Genomic DNA, 18162 nt, shown 5'->3' on the forward strand with positions numbered 1-18162 from the left:
TTTTGGAGAACATCGCTTTATGACAATCGCAGTTGGACGCGCCCCCAGTGAAAGAGGATGGTTTGATGTCCTCGATGACTGGCTAAAACGCGATCGCTTCGTCTTCATCGGATGGTCAGGACTCCTACTCTTCCCCTGTGCCTACCTCGCCATCGGCGGTTGGCTCACCGGAACCACCTTCGTCACCTCCTGGTATACCCATGGGTTGGCCTCCTCCTACCTCGAAGGCGCAAACTTCCTCACCGTAGCCGTATCGAGTCCCGCAGATAGCATGGGACATTCCCTGCTCTTCCTCTGGGGGCCCGAAGCTCAAGGCAACTTCGCCCGTTGGTGTCAGCTCGGTGGACTTTGGCCCTTCGTCGCTCTCCATGGAGCCTTCTCCTTGATTGGCTTCATGCTCCGGCAATTTGAAATCGCTCGTTTGGTCGGCATCCGTCCTTACAATGCCATTGCCTTCAGCGGCCCCATTGCCGTCTTCGTCAGCGTCTTCCTCATGTACCCCTTGGGACAATCGAGCTGGTTCTTTGCCCCCAGCTTCGGAGTCGCAGCCATCTTCCGGTTCATCCTCTTCCTACAAGGATTCCATAACTGGACGCTCAACCCCTTCCACATGATGGGAGTAGCTGGAATTCTCGGTGGAGCCTTACTCTGTGCCATCCACGGAGCCACCGTCGAAAATACCCTCTTCCAAGATGGAGAAAAAGCCAATACCTTCCGCGCTTTTGAACCCACCCAAGCGGAAGAAACCTACTCCATGGTCACCGCCAACCGGTTCTGGAGCCAAATCTTTGGTATTGCTTTCTCCAACAAACGCTGGTTGCACTTCTTCATGCTGTTTGTTCCCGTAACCGGTTTATGGATGAGTTCCGTCGGCATTGTCGGACTAGCCCTCAACCTGCGGGCTTATGACTTCGTATCTCAAGAATTGAGAGCAGCAGAAGATCCAGAATTTGAAACCTTCTACACCAAGAATATCTTGCTGAACGAAGGTATTCGCGCTTGGATGGCTCCCGCTGACCAACCCCATGAGTTCTTTACCTTCCCCGAAGAAGTTCTTCCTCGCGGTAATGCTCTGTAATTCTCAATCCTGAGAATTCTGGTAGGGTGGGCTAAATGCCCACCCTAATTTTTCCCTCTTCCCCCAATCTCCCCAAATACCGTAATTCTGACCAATCCTAACCCGATTCTAGAACTCTGTGCTAAGGTGATTCACAGGTGCAAGGCACTCAGAGCTAGATGCTCTTTGATCTCATTTATGAGTTTAATGTTGAAATTTTTAGGAGGTGATGCCTATGTCAGATAGTAGTAAATGCATGGGTCTTCAGGTTGGAGTAGACCGGCTGTGGGCCGGGGCTGTTCTCTAGACGCTAGTCTAACTTTGGCAAACCTGTAGTCCAAAGGACTAGCTGGGGTTCCTCCCGGCAGTCAGGTTTCAAACTGAAGACCCGCTACACCGCTCTCACTCTCAACTGTTCAAAATTCTATCTTTCAGAAAGAACTTGAACGTCTACCGGTGAGAGCGGATAGTTTTGAAGTAGAGGAGAATCGAAAAGGAATGACTAAACTGACTCAATCGGAAATCCAGGAAAAGGCCAAAACCCTATCAGGGTGGGAATTAGTTGGAGAGAGTCTACAGTGCCAGCGCCAGTTCAAAAACTTCATTGAGGCGATCGCCTTTATCAATCAAGTAGTCGAACCCGCAGAAAGCGCCAACCATCATCCTGACCTCTCTATCTCCTACAATCGAGTCAGCATCACCTTGACAACCCACGATGCAGGTGGTTTAACAGAAAAGGATTTCGCTTTAGCACAAGCGATCTCCCAGATAGAATAAGGTAAACTAAAATAAGCTTCTAAAGTTAAAAAGCTTAAAGGTGTGAGGAGCAAGTAAAATGTCAAAATTTCTGTGGAAGACCCTGTTGGTAAGCCCAGCAGTCCTAACTACATTGATCTCTGGTTCTTTGGTTCAGGCTGCTGAAAGCATCAGCAACCCGTCCCTAGTTAACCCCCAATCCCTAAATGTAAATATTGATGATTCCTTCTCCGTTGGAGTCCCGGAATCCTTCGATCTCAATCTCCAACCCTCTCTCATTGCACAAGAACGCTCTACCCTAGATCAGGTGATCGAATATAGCAGCGATGGAGAAGCAGTTGAAGAAGAAGTTGAGCAAGTCACCTCCGTCTCCCAACTGCGAGATGTCCGGCCAACAGACTGGGCCTTCCAAGCCCTACAATCCTTGGTAGAGCGCTACGGCTGTATTGCCGGTTATCCCGATGGAACCTATCGGGGAAACCGGGCAATCACTCGCTATGAGTTTGCTGCCGGGTTAAATGCCTGTTTAGATCGCATCAATGAACTGATTGCCGCCGCAAGTGCCAATGCGGTAACCCGTGAAGACTTGGCGGTACTCCAACGGCTGCAAGAAGAATTTGCCGCCGAATTGGCCACCCTTCGCGGTCGTGTAGATGCCCTCGAAGCACGCACCACTGAGTTAGAAGCCAATCAATTCTCCACCACCACCAAACTGGTTGGGGAAGCCATTTTTGCCGTTACCGATGCCTGGGGCGCAGATATAGATATAGAAGACTCCCGCTTTAATGTGGGTCGTCGGAGAGCCTTCTTAGGCGTTCCCCAAAGTTTTGTCTTGAATAACTCTAATGTACAAGGGTTTGGGGATTACTCTAGCGACAACGAAACGGCACTGATGGGTAGAGTGCGGCTAAACTTGAATACCAGCTTTACTGGTAAGGATCTGTTGCTCACTCGCATACAAGCTAATTCCGCAGACCGGTTTAACTTCCAAAAAGAATCCGGCCAAGGAATGCAAACCTTCCAGGTGACCCAACCTAACTCGGCAACGGCAACAGGGGATGTTTATTTAGATAAACTTCAGTATTACTGGAGCTTGAATAACCGGGTGAATGTGGTCGTATCTGCCCTAGGCGGTACATTTGATGATTTCGTTCCCACTCTAAATCCCTACTTTGAAGATTACGACGGGGGTAGTGGTTCTTTACAGACCTTCTCCCAACGTAACCCCCTCTACCGCATTGGGGGCGGTGCTGGAATGGGCTTCGATATCAATTTGGGCAATTTCAAGTTTCTCAACTTAGGAGCAGTGAACCTAAGTGTAGGATACTTATTGGACGATCTGGGGAATCCGGCCAGATCGGAAGCCGGTGATTCTGGGTTCCTGACTCAATTGACCGTTACTCCTTCAGATAGCTTCTCCATGGCCTTTACTTATGCCAATGGCTATCACTCGGAAAATCAGCCCATTTTTGATAATGGCTATGGTTATGATTTAGTTGGGACTCCACAAACCCGTCTGATTACGGATATCGGCCGGACTTCGACTAATTCCTATGGTGGAGCCTTCTCTTGGCGCTTAAGTCCTAAATTTGTTCTCAATGGGTTTATCGGCTATACCGATGCCCAAATGCTGAGTGCAGGACGACGGGGTAGCGCGGAAATCTGGACATATGCTCTCAATATGGCCTTCCCTGATTTATTCAGAGCCGGTAATGTGGGTGGACTCTCTGTGGGTGTCCCGCCAACTTTGGCCGGTGTCAGCTTGATCGGTGGCGTGGATAATGCAACTCCCGTCAATATTGAAGGCTTCTACAAAATCCGGGTGTCGGATAATATTTCTGTAACTCCTGGTGTAACGGTCTTAATCAGTCCTTTCCAAGATGCTTTGGATGAGGATACAACAGTGATTGGAACCCTGAGAACGACGTTCTCGTTCTAGATTGAGGTTCTCTAATTGGGTGTAAGGTCTTGAGGTGTAACCTGAACCTTACACCTAGTTAGAAGAATAGGGCTGGAAAGGAAAAATCAAGTTACAATCGAAAGCAACTCGCCGAAGTCCTGCCAAAACTCCGATCGTGGTGCAAGATAGAGGACAAGGTAGAGTTAGTAAAACCTAACATGAGTATCCTGACATTCCAGCGTTTAGGTGATAAAATCCCAGATGGGAAGTTGACGATTCTTAAGGTGTGAGGAGAAAAATCAATGAAGTCAAAGCTTCTATGGAAATCCATCAGTCTGACCCCTGCTCTGTTGGGGGCGGCTTTATTCGTTTCTAGTGGTTCGGCTCTGGCCCAGTCCACAGAAACCAACAATTTAGACCAAATTCAAGAATATTCAAGAGGAACCCGCACTAGCGGTTCTATGGGTCAAGTGACCTCAGTTTCCCAGTTGCGGGATGTTCGCCCTACAGACTGGGCGTTCCAAGCCTTACAGTCATTAGTAGAGCGCTACGGTTGTATTGCGGGTTATCCCGATGGAACCTATCGCGGAAACCGGGCCATGACTCGTTATGAGTTCGCGGCTGGGGTTAATGCTTGTTTAGACCGTATCAATGAATTGATTGCTGCTGCTACCGCTAACTTGGTCACTCGTGAAGACCTGGCGGTACTACAACGTCTACAAGAAGAGTTTGCGGCAGAATTGGCTACCTTGCGGGGACGGGTAGATAGCCTGGAAGCCAGGGTAGACTTTCTGGAAGAACACCAGTTCTCGACAACGACTAAACTCAATGCTTCGGCTATCTTCGCTGCTGGAATTACGTTGGGAGAAGAGAAACCCCTCAGAGGTTGGGGCCCTGACCGACGGATGATTCCTCGTTCTACAACTACGGGTGGTAGACGAGCTGATGTAGATGAAGAAATGACGTTGGCTGGTCGTGTCCGCTTAAACTTCGATACCAGTTTTACGGGTGAAGATAGCTTGAGAACCCGTTTACAAGCTGGAAATATTGTGGGCACTCGTTCTGCATTGGGAACCAGTACGGCTCGTTTAGCTTATGAAACCAATACTGACAGTGGTTTTGAGCTAGATATCCTGACTTATCGCTTCCCCTATGGTGGTTATTTTGAAGATGGCACACCTAGAGGACGGATGCAGATTGGTGCAATTGGGCAAGCTCCAGATGATATCATCCCCACGTTCAGTATTAACAGTTCTGATAGTGGCCCCATCTCTCGCTTTGCTCAACTGGCTCCGATTTATGGCGGTGGAGATGCAGGGATTACAGGGATTTATTATTTCACCCCTAGAATTAGCTTGGGTTATTCCTACTTAGCGGGTGATGCGGAATCTCCTACAGAAGGACGAGGACTCTTTGATGGTAGCTTCCAAGCTTTGGGTCAGTTGAGCTATGAGGGAGACCGGTTTGGGATTGGTTTTACCTATGCTCGTGATTATGTTTCAGGGACAGCCCGTGAAAGTGTAAGTGGTTTGTCTGGCCCCCTCAATAATGGGATTGGGGTACTGGCTTCCGATCCTTTCCGTAAGGCTGGAGAGGCTATCGCTTCTGATTCTTATGCTATCTCTGCGGAATGGAAAATTAGCAATCGCTTCGTTCTCAATGGCTGGGGTCAGTATACCAATGCCCAAGACCTGGATCGCGAAGGCCGCTATCGGTATGACGATGCTGACATCTGGAACTGGATTGTTGGTTTCACCTTCCCTGACCTCGGTGCAGAAGGGAACCTAGGTGGATTGATGGTGGGTATGCCTCCCCATGTTAGTGGAGGAACGGGAGAAGCTCCTGATACCCCAATTCATCTAGAGGCTTTCTATCGTCTCCGCTTAACTGACAATATCTCGATTACTCCTGGATTCCTGGCTGTATTTAATCCAGAAGGAGATAGCAGAAACGATACGGTCTATGTGGGAACCATTCGGACTACCTTCAAGTTCTAGAGTTCTCAGTTAATCTCTAGAAAACCAAGAGGGGGGTGTGCTGTGAGTGCGCCCCCTTCTGTTTCAATACCTAAATAAGTTGGCATTCAGACTTGTTCGGCGCGATCGCTTCTTGGAATTCCCGTCAAGCCTCGAATATACAGCGCTTCGCGCCCTCCGTGGGGGAATGGGGGAATGGGGGAGTGGGGGGAGTGAACAACAGACTCAATTTAGCTTTGGGCTATTCTGGCTATCGTTAAAAACCGCTATTTATGTACCGCATAGCAGAGGAAATTGCTATAATAAAGTTTGTATGAATTTGTAAAACAACCATGACATCAGTAGTGAGATTGTAGTTCCTCAAGCAGTGATTATAAGAGCAATTACGCCAATCAGGTATGTATCTTTCAGATCGAATTTTAGAACAAGCTCTATCCCGTGTTGGTGAGTAAGGGGAGTGTATTTACTGCGATCGCTAGGAGGTCTAGAAACCGAGCTTTCCCTACTGTCGATTGCCGATTGCCTACGGCCTTCTGTTATAATGCCATATTACCCATTACCAGCACCATAGCATCAACCGTGAGTTATTCCCCTACTGCTTCGGAAGATTTCAATATTCCTAATGCTGATTATCGACAGTTGGATCGGGATAAACTTACGCCGATGCTTCAGCATTATGTGCAGGTGAAAGAACAATATCCCCATGCTGTATTGCTCTACCGAGTGGGGGATTTTTTTGAATGCTTTTTTCAGGATGCGGTTACCCTTTCTGTAGAGTTAGAATTAGCGCTTACCAGTCGGGATGGGGGGAAAGAGATTGGCAGAGTGCCGATGACGGGGGTTCCCCATCATGCTCTGGAACGGTATTGTCCGCAGTTGGTGGAAAAGGGTTATCCGGTTGTCGTCTGCGATCAAACGGAAGATGCGGCAGTGGCACAGGCGGAAAAACGGATGGTGATGAGGGAAATTACGAAAATTTTGACTCCTGGAACCCTCACGGATGAGTCGATGTTAAGCGCTCGTCAGAATAATTTTTTAGCGGCAGTGGTGCTGGCTAAAGACTACTGGGGATTAGCCTATGCGGATATTTCTACGGGAGAGTTTTTTACGACTCAAGCGAGCGGTTTGGAGCATTTGCATCAGGAATTAATGCGCCTGCAACCTTCGGAGGTTTTGATGCCGACGGATGCCCCGGATCTGGGCAAAATGCTGCGCCCTGGGGAAAAGTCTGAGCAACTGCCGGAAGGGTTGCCGGACTGTTTTTGCTATTCTTGGCGATCGCAAGTAGCCTTTAGTAAGCAGGAGGCAACCGATCGCCTGTTAAGTAAGTTTAAGGTGCGCTCTTTGGAGGGGATGGGATGCGATCGCATTCCGTTGGGGGTTCGCGCTGCGGGCGGACTCTTAGAATATGTGGAGGAAACGCAAAAACAAAATGCGGTAACCTTACAATTATTGCGGAGTTATTCTACTCAAGATTTCCTGATTTTAGATCATCAAAGTCGCCGCAATTTAGAAATTACGGAAACGGTGCGCGATCGCACCTTCAATGGTTCTCTGTTATATGCCATCGATCGCACGTTAACAGCTATGGGGGCACGTGCCCTGCGGCGCTGGATCTTGCAACCCTTAATGAAGTTGAAAAGCATTGAAGCGCGACAAGATACGATCAGCGAATTAGTTGAAGATACGGAATTAAGGGGCTTAATTCGGCAAATTTTAAAGCAAATTGCTGATTTGGAGCGGCTCACCGGGAAGGCGGGATCGGGCAGTGCTAATGCTAGGGATCTGGTGTCTTTGGCAGCATCTTTAGCCCAGTTACCCCCATTAGCCCCATTAGCCAGTCAGGGGCGATCGCCGTTTCTCAAAGCGCTGCAAACTGTGCCACCGGAATTAGAACAGTTAGCTCATAAAATTAAAGCCTATTTAGTGGAAAATCCGCCCCAACAGTTGAAGGAAGGGGGATTAATTCAAGGGGGGGTTAATGCAGATTTAGATCGGATGCGATCGGAAGCGCAAGAAGATCAAGAATGGTTAGCTTCTTTAGAAACTCGCGAACGGGAAAGAACAGGCATTTCTAACCTGAAAGTGGGATATAATAAAACCTTTGGCTATTATATTAGTATTTCTCGCTCCAAAGCCGATCAAGTTCCAGAAGACTATACCCGCAAACAAACTTTAGTGAATGAAGAACGCTATATTACTCAAGAACTGAAAGAACGGGAAGCCAGAATTCTGACTGCACGAGAAGATTTAAATCAATTGGAATATGAATTATTCGTGCAATTGCGAACTGAAGTAGGTGAAGAAACAGAATTAATTCGCAGTATTTCCCGTGCGGTTGCTGCGATTGATGTCTTATGTGGATTAGCGGAAGTGGCAGTGTGGGAAGAATACTGTCGTCCCACTTTAACTGAAGGCAGAGAAATTATGATTCGAGATGGCCGACATCCGGTGGTTGAGCAAACTTTGGGACGGGCATTTTTTGTGCCTAACTCCACCCATTTAGCTGAAAATAGTAAAAAATCATCTACAGATCTAGTTATTTTAACGGGGCCTAATGCCAGTGGTAAAAGCTGTTATCTGCGGCAAGTGGGCTTAATTCAACTGATGGCACAAATCGGTAGTTTTGTGCCAGCAAGATCGGCTACATTGGGGATTTGCGATCGCATCTTTACCCGTGTTGGTGCAGTAGATGACTTAGCCACCGGTCAATCTACCTTTATGGTGGAAATGAATGAAACCGCTAATATTCTCAATCATGGAACCTCTCGTTCTTTAGTTTTATTAGATGAAATTGGTCGCGGAACCGCCACCTTTGACGGTTTATCTATTGCCTGGGCTGTAGCCGAATACTTAGCCACAGCAATCAAAGCACGAACTATTTTTGCCACCCATTACCACGAACTCAATGAATTAGCCTCCATTTTAGATAATGTCGCTAATTACCAAGTCACTGTCAAAGAAATGCCCGATAAAATCATCTTTTTGCACCAAGTTCAACCCGGTGGTGCAGATAAATCCTATGGCATTGAAGCTGGAAGATTAGCCGGTTTACCCCAGGTGGTGATTGAACGAGCTAAACAAGTTATGACTCAAATTGAACAACATAGTAAAATTGCCGTTGGTTTGCGTCAAGGTATTTCCCCATCCAGGGATTAATAGATCTTGTTATATAAAGTATCCCGTTGTTGGGGATATCGTCCTAGGGAGCTAATGGCTTTTTCGAGAGTTTCGACTTCCATACAAGTGCCTCCCTTGGCCCCGGCCATGGTGGTAATGTGTTCTTCCATGAGGGTTCCTCCGATATCATTACATCCCCAATTGAGGGCTTGGTTTGCCCCTTTTAAGCCCAATTTTACCCAACTGGGTTGATGGTTAATAATCCAATTGCCGAGAAAAATTCGGGCGACGGCAGTGAGTAATAAAGCATCAGATAAAATGGGTTGATCTCGTTTAACTCGATGGCGAATAATGGGGGGAGCATCTTGGCCGACGAAGGGGAGTAGGATAAATTCTGTGATGGCGGATGGATGGGATTCTAGGGAGTTTTGCTGTAAGGTTCGTAGATGATTTAAGTGGGTGATTTGCTGTTGGGGAGTTTCAATATGTCCGGATAATAGGGTGCTGGTGGTGGGCATTCCTAAACGGTGAGCGGTGCTGATGATTTCTAGCCAGGTTTGGGTGTTGATTTTTTCGGGACAAATGATGGCTCGCACGCAATCGTCGAGAACTTCGGCGGCAGTTCCTGGCATCGATCCGACACCAGCTTGTTGTAAGCTGGAGATGACGGTTTCATAACTGATTTGATCTTGTCTGGCAATAAATTGGATTTCTTGGGGAGAGAAGGCGTGCAAGTGGATTTGGGGATGGTAGCTTTTGATGGTTTGGACGATTTTAAGGTAGTATTTTAAGGTTTTGCCGTCTATTTTGGCTTCTGGATTTAAGCCTCCTTGCATACAGATTTCGGTGGCTCCTCGTGCTACTGCATCGGCGGTTTTCTGGAGAATAGTTTCTAGGGTTAACCAGTAGGATTCAGGGGTATTCGCATCTCGACGAAAGGCGCAAAAACTGCAATGTTGTTCGCAAATGTTGGTAAAGTTGATGTTGCGGTTGATGACGTAGGTAACGGTGTTTCCTACTTGTTTTTCTCGCAGGCGATCGCTGGTTTCTTGAATGGCTTCAATGGCTCTGGGATCGGTTTGTTGTAATAATAGCACCGCTTCATCGGTGGAGATGTCTTGACCGGATAAGGTGCGATCTAAAAGGGTTTCTATGGGATTAATGATAATCACTTGATTTTCTCTTTAAGTTTGAGTGCTAACTCTTTTAGTGTAATACTTTTATCACTATGTTAGGATAAAATTAGATCATTTAACTGTACAGATAGCGACTATTTACTCCTTACTTATTCCTATGCCCCTAACTCTCCAATTCCAACAACTGGATATTCCCCCTGGTCAAAGATTGCTCATTCATGACCTGAACTGGGAAGAATTTGAGCAATTTTTAATTGAACTGGGAGAAAAACGTGCCAGTCGCATTGCTTACAGTCATCATACCTTAGAAATCAGAATACCACTACCAAAACACGAACGCGCTAAATCTTTAATTGGGGATATGGTGAAAATTTTATTAGAAGAACTAGAAATCGATTGTGAATGTTTCGGATCGACGACATTCAAATGCCAAGAAATGGGATTTGGACTTGAACCGGATGAATGCTTCTATATCGAAAATCATCAACAGATGATTGGCAAAGATAAACTTGATTTAGCCATCGATCCGCCCCCTGATTTGGCGATTGAAGTTGATGTCACGTCTAAAACTCAGACAGATGCTTATATCCGCTTGGGAGTTCCGGAGTTGTGGATTTATGGCGAGAAGGAACTGAAGATGTACGCTCTAGAAAATGGGGAGTATCAAGAGATAAAACAGAGTAAAATTTTTCCGCAGTTTCCTATAATAGATTGGGTGGAAGAGGTGTTAGAAAGAAGTTATGCGATCGGGCGAAGTCCGGCTTTACGGGAATTTCGTCAACAGATCCGACGGTTGGAAAATTGATGTATGTTATCGTCATATTTAATGATTCAATTTTAATTAATTGTATCTATTTTATCTAACTTAAAACCCTCATCCGGAGGTTGAATACCTAGAAATTCCCGATAGATTCTAGGTTTATATTCTTGGCTTAATTCGTTGACCGCTTGAATAAAGACTTCATAAGTTCCTTCTCCACCGAGTTTATCCCAAAACTCATTACCAATTAAAACGACTACATCCTCAGTCATATTAAACCACCGGTAAGGAGGAGTCCAACCATAATCTTTTTTAGTAATATAGGGATTATAGGGCAGGGCAAAATAAGCTTCTGAAATAACTGAAGGTTCCATGCTATACAACTTTAGCAGTTTTTCCTTACTAACCTTAGTTTGATCGCTATTGGGAAGAGGGGCTTTTATCTCAAACGCATATTTTTGACCTGTGGTTATATTCTCGGCATAAACATCACAAACAACGGTGATGGGAATATTTTTACCTTGACATTCCAAAATAGAAGCAATTTCTTCATTCCAATTAGGATGAATCCGTTTTGCAGCTTTACCAGGGTGTTCTAGACGATTTAATATTTCAGTAATACGATTAAGTCTCCCTTCTTCAATCGTTCCATGAATTTTATAATTCAATTGCGCTGATCCTAAGCTTTGCTCTGCTGCAATAACTGCTAATTTTTCCCAGACTTTACCAAAAGGAGTAACAAATTTGCGCTCAAAGTGAGATCCCTTAAAGATTTCATCAGGAACCAGAGCAGCATATAGAGGTTTGGCGGCGCGATGTTTTTCGGGGGAAAAAGGTTTGTCATATAAAACATTCTCCATCACCCGATCCATCATGTCTCGAATGACAGATTGAATTGCTTCTTTAATTAATTCTTGACTGAATTTACTCATAACTCTTAAAATAAGACTTTAACTAAGGATTGAGCTAAATAATAAACAACCGGCACAGAAACTGCATTACCTAACTGTTTCTTGGCTGTACTCTCTCGCTGGGCAAGCTGAAACCATTCAGGGAAACCTTGTAAGCGGGCATAATCTTGGGCAGAAATAGGTTGGTATTTTTGACGCTGATAAACTCGCTTAATAAATTCCTGTTTATAGCGCTTGGGATCTTGGCAATCAAAACAAATCGTAGCGATATAATCTCTCATTCCAGTAGCAGTTAAGGTTCCAATGGCATCCGCATGGGCAAGAATGATTTTAGCGACTCCATGAATACCGGCAGAAATTTTAGAATTGACAAATTCATAGCCAGAAGAATCAGTTCTGAGAATTTTTTTGGCAATTAATGTTTCTAATTCGTCTTGATACAGGTCTGGAATTAGTTTAACTAAATGATAAAATTTCAATGGATTTCCATCTTTAGGGCCATATATTTTTTTGCGTCTGTTTTTAAGAATAATTCTGCAAATAGACTTTTCGCGATCACTCGTTGGGATCAAATCCCAAGAATGAATCGTGGTATGACCATCGCGAATATCAGCAAACGTAAAGAAATCATTGAGTTCATCGTTTTTCTGAAATCGATTTCTGGAAGCGGGAGGGCGATCGCCAAATAAAACAGAAGGTGATATTTTTTGCTTGTGTACGGGTTGCTTAGAGACCCCTTCAATAAAATCATAGAGTTTGGGATGTTGATTTAAGGGTTTAGGAAACTGAAATTGATGCTGATTTTCAAGCTGTTGATGAATACCAACAATAAACACGCGATCGCGGTCTTGCGCTAAACCAAAATCATAGGAATTGAGTACCTGATAGTCTACCCAATATCCAGATTGTCTGAGTTGGGTTAAAATTGTTTCTAAGCTCTGTAAATGTCTGGGTTCTGTTAAGCCTTTGACATTTTCAAAGATAAATAACTTGGGTTGATTTAACTGTATTAAACGAATCACATCAAACCATAGTTGACCCCTTTTATCTGCAAATCCCTTAATTTGTCCGGCAATTGACCAAGGTTGACAGGGAACTCCACCTACAATTAGATCGACAGAGTGAGGTAAATAGCCCAATTGGGAAATATCCCCTAAATTGGGTTCTTCTGCATTAATGTAACGGATAAAATTAGTTTGATAAACTAAAATAGCCTCTCGATCGATCTCTGCATAGCCCAAACACTTCCCCCCTAGCTGTTCGAGTGCGAGTCTAAATCCACCAATCCCTGCAAACAAATCAATAAACGTAAATTTTGGGTTTAGACTCACCCCAGAATGGGGATTTAAGGGATTAAATAATTCAATCTGGATGGGGGATGCAGCTTGCATCTGGGTAATATAAGAATTCAAAATTAGTTTATTTACTATACCAAAGTCTGTTCAGAGCCACAAATACGATCGCCGTGTTACCATTGAAGACATCTATCTCCTTCTGGGGCCACAAGCGAGATGATCGGCTATGGCAACTAAAGTTAAAACCCAAGTTCCGGTAACTCCGACTCCTGCAACTCCGGCTAAAAATGCTCTCCCGACACCGAAACCGTTTACAGAGTCTGTTCCTGTTTTAGAAACGGATACGGAGAGTGAAACCGTACAGATGAGCGCCATGAGTGCTACGCCTCCAAATGAGGAGGGAACGGGTAAAGGCGATCGCCTCCATCCCTTTATCATCCCCGTTCTCGTGAGCTTTATCTCTGCTGGCTTAGTCTGGGCAATCTTCCAACGCAAGACCTGGTGCAGTGCGATAAAATGGATCGGACGCATGGTGAGGGGGCGATCGGGTTAGCTGATGCTAATTTCCGTGAATATCAGATAGTGTATCTTCCTGTGCAAAAGGTTTCTCGACTTCAGCTCCAGGTAAAGCCTCTTGCTCATGGCGATCGCTCTTTTCCTCAGATCCTTGCAGAACTGTAGCTAAATAGGAATTGGGATTTTCTAATACCCATTGGTCAAGAATATCTTCAATCAGCAATCGTTTAACCCACACCTGTGCAATCACAGCTAAGGGAAGAGCTAAGAACAGACCAATAATGCCAAACAGTTGCAAACAAATAATTTGAGCCAGTAGCGTTGCTGCCGGTAAAAGAGACACTTGTTTCGCCATTACAGTCGGGGTTAACCAATAGCTTTCCACCTGCTGAATCACCACATATAGAATCAAAACCAAACCCGCTTTAACAAATCCTCCGGTATCCAAAAGAGCCACAGTCATGGGTAAAACAACACTTAAAGTTGGGCCAATATTGGGGATAAAATTGAGTATTCCTGCCAGGAGTGCATGGGCTAAGACCAAGCGCACGCCAATAATCGATAAGCCAATAAAACTGAGCGTCCCAATAAAGAGGGAGTTAATAATAATTCCCCCAAACCAATTATCCAAAGAAATTTCACATTCCGATAAAATCGTATCAGCTCGCCGCCGGTAAAAAGAAGGAAAAAGACGCACCAAAGCTTTACGATAGGAGAGGGGATCGCCTAAAAACATTAAGGTTAAGACCATCACCAGCAACAATTGACCGACGGCAATAATTGAATTGGAAAAGAAGGAGTAAAAGTTGCCAAAAACTTGAGTAAGGAAAGGTTGAATTTGTTGAAATCCACTGGATAAATCTGGAGGTTCCGGCAACCAAGAGGGGGTATCTTGCCTCCATTGATTGAGGAGAATTCTTAATTGTTCAATTCCCGTGGGAATCAAATTAATTAGAATTTGAAATTGTTCAATAAAGGGAGGAACAATAATCCAATAAAAGAGGAGAAAAAAGAGAACGGTTACACTGAGGGTGACTAAAACAGATAACCCTCGACTGAGGCCAAATTTTTGCATTAGACGCACTCCCCGGTTAAGGGCAGTAGCCAATACAATGGCGGTGAAGACGAGTAATAAAACACTGCGGATTGTCCAGAGGATATAAAGGGATGTAATTAAACTAAAAAAGCCAAGTAATTGACCGAGTGTCACGGGGTTTCCTCCTCACCTTTGATGGGTAATTGGGTAATGGGTAAGGTTGTTGTTCGGCTATTTTACTTGAGTAGCGGTCGATCGCGGCAGAAATTGCTTTAAAATTTCTAGAGGTTTACGATCCCAGGTATCCACATGACGATGAATGAGTCCTTGAGGATTGAGGGTATAGGTAGAATAGCCATTAAAGTTGATTTGTGCTTTCCAGGGGACTCGCAGTTTACCGCGCACTGTCCAGTCTACATGCAGAGTTTCAGGGGGCAAGAACTGCATGTCATGGACATCAAAGTATAGCTCAGTGAAAAACAATTGACCATGAAAGCGCAGCGTCCAAAAGATAATCCGGTAATTGAGTTTTCCTTTAAATTGACTAATGGGGTCTTCAAAGAGGATATCTGGGGTATAAATATCGTAGTCAATATCCTGCTGAAATAAGGTGGGTAAGTCTTGTTGCAAGATCTTCATTACGGGTTTAATCTGGGGCGGTAGAGCGTCAGAGTTGATAGATAGGGCGGATGGTGAGTTCATGATTGAGTTGGGGGACTTTGTTGATCATCTATACTAGGAAATTGTTCTACAAGGGTGGCAAAACTAACTAACAGCAAATCCATTATAGGCACGCATGAACGGTGCATGATAGGCTAAAACAATGCGATCTTTGGGGATTCCCCGTTCTGTGAGTTCATTGGCGACTCCCACTTCAGTGCCATCATACTCAATCCAAATTTTGCCGTCCTTAATATCAATATGAATTAAGGCTCCATAAACGCGCCGTTTATTCATCCATCCCGTCCGCACGACTTGATAGCGATCGCGCTCTACATCAAAAACCACACCAATTTCTACCTCCCCAAAGATGGGTTTTACTTGACTATGGCAAAGCAAAATTTCTTGAACAATTTGGCGATAGGTTGCTATTTGATCCATTGCACGATCCTTGTTTCTTCTATATCATAAATGAGCAAATGGAGCTGATATTCCCGGACTCCCTCTTCAATAAATCGGAGACGAAAGAATTCATCATAGGTTGGATGAGGTACAGCCAAATACAGAGTACGTGAGGGATCTTGTACTCTCAGAGCGCGTCGATAATTGAGATATTGACCGACGGCTGTGTGAAACTCAGAAATAGCAGAGGGATTGATGAAACTCTTGACCTCTACGGCAATTTTATCGCTATCTCGTTCGGCAGCCAAGAGAAATTCAGCACCCAAATCAATTTGCATTTGTACCTCTCCATAATCAAGAGGAAATGGATCGTGGGTAATCAACCACCCTTGAGCAATTAAGGCATCTTTGACTACAGAGTGGAAAGCATCTCTAGCCATCAGTGATTTGGCCTCTTCTTAGATTTTTCTCTATTTTATAGGGGTTTGGAGGTCGATTAAACTCTATAGGCGATCGCCATTTCAGCCAATGCCTTCATTGACGACAATGCGATCGCGTCCTTGACTTTTAGCTTGATACAATGAAGCATCGGCTGTGGCAATGAGGCTCTCTGGGGAGAGGGCAATACTGGGAATCATGGAAGCTACGCCTAAGCTTAGGGTGACATAGGGTTGGACATCAGAAGCAGCATGAGGTAATTGTCGCTGATGCATTCCCTGATAGATGCGTTGGGCAACTCGGAGAGCGCCTAAAGAGTCAGTATTGGGCAATAAAACAACGAACTCTTCACCCCCATAGCGAGCGACTAAATCTCTGGAGCGTCGCACAGCGTCTGCCATCACTTGAGCGACTTGGCGCAAACAGTCATCCCCAGCTAAATGACCATAGCAGTCGTTATAGCGCTTAAAATAATCCACATCTGACAAAACCAGGGAGAGGGGTTGTACTTCCTGTAATAATCGCGACCATTCTTGCTGCAAGATTTGATTAAAATGGCCTCGGTTGGCTACCTGGGTTAAACCATCGAGGGTGGCTAACCGAGTTAATTCTTGGTTGGCTTGGCGTAAATCGGCTTCTGCTTGTTTGCGTCGCATTAGAGAGGCTAACTGATTAGCCACGGATTGGATTAAGGTTAAGGAGCGTTGATGGGGATAATAGGGCGATCGCGAAAAAAACATCAATACGGCTAACACTTGCCTCTGCCAACAAATCGGCACAGCCAAAGCACCCTTCAAACCCACCTCTTTAGCTTGCCGCATTCGGGGAGAAATCAGACTAGGGATTTGGGAGATATCCTCAATCCATTCCAACTCCTTAGACACCCAAACCCGTCCCGGTAAGCCTTCATGGGGGGTAAAGGCGATCGCCTCACTCAGATGACGAAAGCTCTCAAACTCCGGACTATGGCTATACCCTCCCCGACTTAAGCGTAACTGTGTCCCTCTTTGAGTGGGCATCCAAGCCTCGCCAAAATCCCAATGAATGGTTTGACAAATTTTAGCCAATACCGCCTCTAAGGCACACTCAATATCAATGGCATCACTGAGAGCTTCCGTTGTATCGAGCAGCAACTGTAACTGGGCATTTTGTTCTTCTAACTCCCGTTGGTATTTACGCAGTCGGAGCTGATGTTCAATGCGTACCACCACTTCGACGGGTTCAAAGGGTTTACTAATATAATCGACTGCCCCCACTTCAAACCCTTTGACTTTATTGGAGGTTTCATCCATGGCACTAATAAACAAAACGGGGATATTAGCCCCCGACTCCATCGCCTTTAGATGTTGACAAAGCTGATAGCCATCCATACCAGGCATCATCACATCCAACAGCACTAAATCTACTGAGCCAGCGAGGATATAGCTCAAGGCATCTTCTCCATTGGAGGCAACTTTGACTTGATATCCCTCCTTGACCAAAATCCGAGTCAGTAAACTCAGATTCCCTGGCGTATCGTCAACCACAAGGATGGTTGGTTTTAATCGCTGCGAGAGTTTTCGACTCATGAATGGGTAATGGGTAATGGGGAATGGGGTAAAGGGTGATCGCCACTTGGCAGTAATCATTCCTTGAAAATTAAAAGAAGATGGGCCGATCATACCCAAATCCTGATATATAACCAGTAGAGATTAGTCGAAAAAAATAGGAAGTTTCTATGGAATTAGAATATCCAGATGATCTAAAATACCTCGATAGCCATGAGTATGTGCGGCTCGATGGCGAGATTGCCACCATTGGCCTGAGTGCTTTTGCGATCGATCAACTGGGTGATATTGTTCATCTTGAATTACCAGAAGTCGGAGATGCCTTAGAAAAAGAGGAATCTTTCGGTTCCATTGAATCGGTGAAAGCGGTTGAAGATCTCTATCCCCCCGTTGCGGGTACAGTGATTGAACGCAACGAAGAGCTACTTGAAGACCCAGAAAATATTGGCGACGATCCTTACGGGGAAGGATGGTTAGTCAAAGTCCGCATTGATAGCAATGAAGACTTAGAGGGTTTACTCTCGGCCTCAGAATACCGCGCTCAACTCGAAGGGGATGAGGACGAGCATTAAGTTGTGACAAAAGTAGGCTCTTTGTTACACACTAAGTAAAGGAAAGAGTGTCATCCAAACGCTTATGGCACTCTGCAAGC

The 18162-nt window shown here is 45.1% G+C and carries 16 protein-coding genes; 8 read left to right on the forward strand and 8 right to left on the reverse strand.

Features of this window, described 5'->3' with window-relative positions; translation table 11 throughout:
• Positions 1 to 19 precede the first annotated feature (19 nt).
• The 5 genes from psbD to mutS all read left to right on the forward strand — a co-directional run bounded on the left by psbD (position 20) and on the right by mutS (position 8848).
• Positions 20 to 1078, forward strand: coding sequence for a photosystem II D2 protein (photosystem q(a) protein) (psbD, locus tag AC3FZD_RS12265; protein ID WP_488736303.1), 1059 nt, complete (start codon positions 20 to 22; stop codon positions 1076 to 1078).
• Between the two features lie 477 nt (positions 1079 to 1555).
• Positions 1556 to 1834: a 4a-hydroxytetrahydrobiopterin dehydratase gene (locus tag AC3FZD_RS12270; RefSeq protein WP_488736304.1), complete on the forward strand. Its 279-nt coding sequence runs from the start codon at positions 1556 to 1558 to the stop codon at positions 1832 to 1834.
• Between the two features lie 58 nt (positions 1835 to 1892).
• Entirely contained in the window at positions 1893 to 3752 is a 1860-nt protein-coding gene (locus AC3FZD_RS12275; RefSeq protein WP_488736305.1) for an iron uptake porin, read from the forward strand.
• A 263-nt stretch (positions 3753 to 4015) separates the two neighbouring features.
• The gene (locus AC3FZD_RS12280; RefSeq protein ID WP_488736306.1) at positions 4016 to 5710 is read left to right on the forward strand and encodes an iron uptake porin; all 1695 of its coding nucleotides are present in this window, start codon (positions 4016 to 4018) and stop codon (positions 5708 to 5710) included.
• Positions 5711 to 6352: 642 nt separating this feature from the next.
• A complete protein-coding gene (gene mutS / locus AC3FZD_RS12285; RefSeq protein WP_488740332.1) occupies positions 6353 to 8848 on the forward strand; it encodes a DNA mismatch repair protein MutS in 2496 nt (831 codons plus the stop codon).
• On the opposite strand, the gene cofH is transcribed toward mutS, so the two are convergent.
• Positions 8845 to 9978 (reverse strand): 7,8-didemethyl-8-hydroxy-5-deazariboflavin synthase subunit CofH, encoded by a 1134-nt coding sequence (cofH, locus tag AC3FZD_RS12290; protein WP_488740333.1) that lies wholly within the window; start codon positions 9976 to 9978, stop codon positions 8845 to 8847. The two genes, mutS and cofH, sit on opposite strands and share 4 nt — an antisense overlap.
• Before the next feature lie 124 nt (positions 9979 to 10102).
• Between cofH and AC3FZD_RS12295 the strand changes: the two genes are divergently transcribed.
• Positions 10103 to 10750, forward strand: a complete 648-nt coding sequence (locus tag AC3FZD_RS12295; protein WP_488736307.1) for a Uma2 family endonuclease — start codon at positions 10103 to 10105, stop codon at positions 10748 to 10750.
• A gap of 32 nt (positions 10751 to 10782) precedes the next feature.
• Here AC3FZD_RS12295 and AC3FZD_RS12300 read toward each other — a convergent pair whose 3' ends face one another.
• Both AC3FZD_RS12300 and AC3FZD_RS12305 read right to left on the reverse strand, forming a co-directional pair.
• Entirely contained in the window at positions 10783 to 11637 is an 855-nt protein-coding gene (locus AC3FZD_RS12300; protein WP_488736308.1) for a TdeIII family type II restriction endonuclease, read from the reverse strand.
• Positions 11638 to 11642: 5 nt separating this feature from the next.
• On the reverse strand, positions 11643 to 13007 hold the full coding sequence (locus tag AC3FZD_RS12305) for a DNA cytosine methyltransferase (RefSeq protein ID WP_488740334.1): 1365 nt from the start codon (positions 13005 to 13007) through the stop codon (positions 11643 to 11645).
• Positions 13008 to 13137: 130 nt separating this feature from the next.
• On the opposite strand from AC3FZD_RS12305, the gene AC3FZD_RS12310 reads away from it, so the two are divergent.
• Complete coding sequence (locus AC3FZD_RS12310) at positions 13138 to 13464, forward strand: hypothetical protein (RefSeq protein ID WP_488736309.1); 327 nt, start codon at positions 13138 to 13140, stop codon at positions 13462 to 13464.
• A 6-nt stretch (positions 13465 to 13470) separates the two neighbouring features.
• Here the strand turns inward: AC3FZD_RS12310 and AC3FZD_RS12315 are convergent, their stop codons facing one another.
• The 5 genes from AC3FZD_RS12315 to AC3FZD_RS12335 form a co-directional block, all read right to left on the reverse strand.
• Positions 13471 to 14637, reverse strand: coding sequence for an AI-2E family transporter (locus AC3FZD_RS12315; protein WP_488736310.1), 1167 nt, complete (start codon positions 14635 to 14637; stop codon positions 13471 to 13473).
• A gap of 57 nt (positions 14638 to 14694) precedes the next feature.
• Positions 14695 to 15165 (reverse strand): C6orf136 family protein, encoded by a 471-nt coding sequence (locus AC3FZD_RS12320; RefSeq protein ID WP_488736311.1) that lies wholly within the window; start codon positions 15163 to 15165, stop codon positions 14695 to 14697.
• A 63-nt stretch (positions 15166 to 15228) separates the two neighbouring features.
• Positions 15229 to 15564, reverse strand: a complete 336-nt coding sequence (locus AC3FZD_RS12325; RefSeq protein WP_488736312.1) for a XisI protein — start codon at positions 15562 to 15564, stop codon at positions 15229 to 15231.
• A complete protein-coding gene (locus AC3FZD_RS12330) occupies positions 15552 to 15968 on the reverse strand; it encodes an element excision factor XisH family protein (RefSeq protein WP_488740335.1) in 417 nt (138 codons plus the stop codon). The genes AC3FZD_RS12325 and AC3FZD_RS12330 overlap by 13 nt, the downstream gene beginning before the upstream one ends.
• A 78-nt stretch (positions 15969 to 16046) precedes the next feature.
• Positions 16047 to 17531: a diguanylate cyclase domain-containing protein gene (locus AC3FZD_RS12335; protein ID WP_488736313.1), complete on the reverse strand. Its 1485-nt coding sequence runs from the start codon at positions 17529 to 17531 to the stop codon at positions 16047 to 16049.
• Positions 17532 to 17680: 149 nt separating this feature from the next.
• Here AC3FZD_RS12335 and gcvH point away from each other — a divergent pair, with 149 nt between their 5' ends.
• The gene (gene gcvH, locus AC3FZD_RS12340; protein ID WP_488736314.1) at positions 17681 to 18082 is read left to right on the forward strand and encodes a glycine cleavage system protein GcvH; all 402 of its coding nucleotides are present in this window, start codon (positions 17681 to 17683) and stop codon (positions 18080 to 18082) included.
• Positions 18083 to 18162: the final 80 nt, after the last annotated feature.

The organism is Roseofilum sp. KMC-1 (assembly GCF_057802075.1).

What these genes read in the sequence shown, in the direction of transcription:
- psbD (WP_488736303.1), top strand. Translation starts at nt 20, where the DNA reads ATGACAATCGCAGTTGGACGCGCCCCCAGTGAAAGAGGATGGTTTGAT.
- AC3FZD_RS12270 (WP_488736304.1), top strand. Translation starts at nt 1,556, where the DNA reads ATGACTAAACTGACTCAATCGGAAATCCAGGAAAAGGCCAAAACCCTA.
- AC3FZD_RS12275 (WP_488736305.1), top strand. Translation starts at nt 1,893, where the DNA reads ATGTCAAAATTTCTGTGGAAGACCCTGTTGGTAAGCCCAGCAGTCCTA.
- AC3FZD_RS12280 (WP_488736306.1), top strand. Translation starts at nt 4,016, where the DNA reads ATGAAGTCAAAGCTTCTATGGAAATCCATCAGTCTGACCCCTGCTCTG.
- mutS (WP_488740332.1), top strand. Translation starts at nt 6,353, where the DNA reads ATGCTTCAGCATTATGTGCAGGTGAAAGAACAATATCCCCATGCTGTA.
- AC3FZD_RS12295 (WP_488736307.1), top strand. Translation starts at nt 10,103, where the DNA reads ATGCCCCTAACTCTCCAATTCCAACAACTGGATATTCCCCCTGGTCAA.
- AC3FZD_RS12300 (WP_488736308.1), bottom strand. Translation starts at nt 11,637, where the DNA reads ATGAGTAAATTCAGTCAAGAATTAATTAAAGAAGCAATTCAATCTGTC.
- AC3FZD_RS12305 (WP_488740334.1), bottom strand. Translation starts at nt 13,007, where the DNA reads ATGCAAGCTGCATCCCCCATCCAGATTGAATTATTTAATCCCTTAAAT.
- AC3FZD_RS12310 (WP_488736309.1), top strand. Translation starts at nt 13,138, where the DNA reads ATGGCAACTAAAGTTAAAACCCAAGTTCCGGTAACTCCGACTCCTGCA.
- AC3FZD_RS12320 (WP_488736311.1), bottom strand. Translation starts at nt 15,165, where the DNA reads ATGAACTCACCATCCGCCCTATCTATCAACTCTGACGCTCTACCGCCC.
- AC3FZD_RS12325 (WP_488736312.1), bottom strand. Translation starts at nt 15,564, where the DNA reads ATGGATCAAATAGCAACCTATCGCCAAATTGTTCAAGAAATTTTGCTT.
- AC3FZD_RS12335 (WP_488736313.1), bottom strand. Translation starts at nt 17,531, where the DNA reads ATGAGTCGAAAACTCTCGCAGCGATTAAAACCAACCATCCTTGTGGTT.
- gcvH (WP_488736314.1), top strand. Translation starts at nt 17,681, where the DNA reads ATGGAATTAGAATATCCAGATGATCTAAAATACCTCGATAGCCATGAG.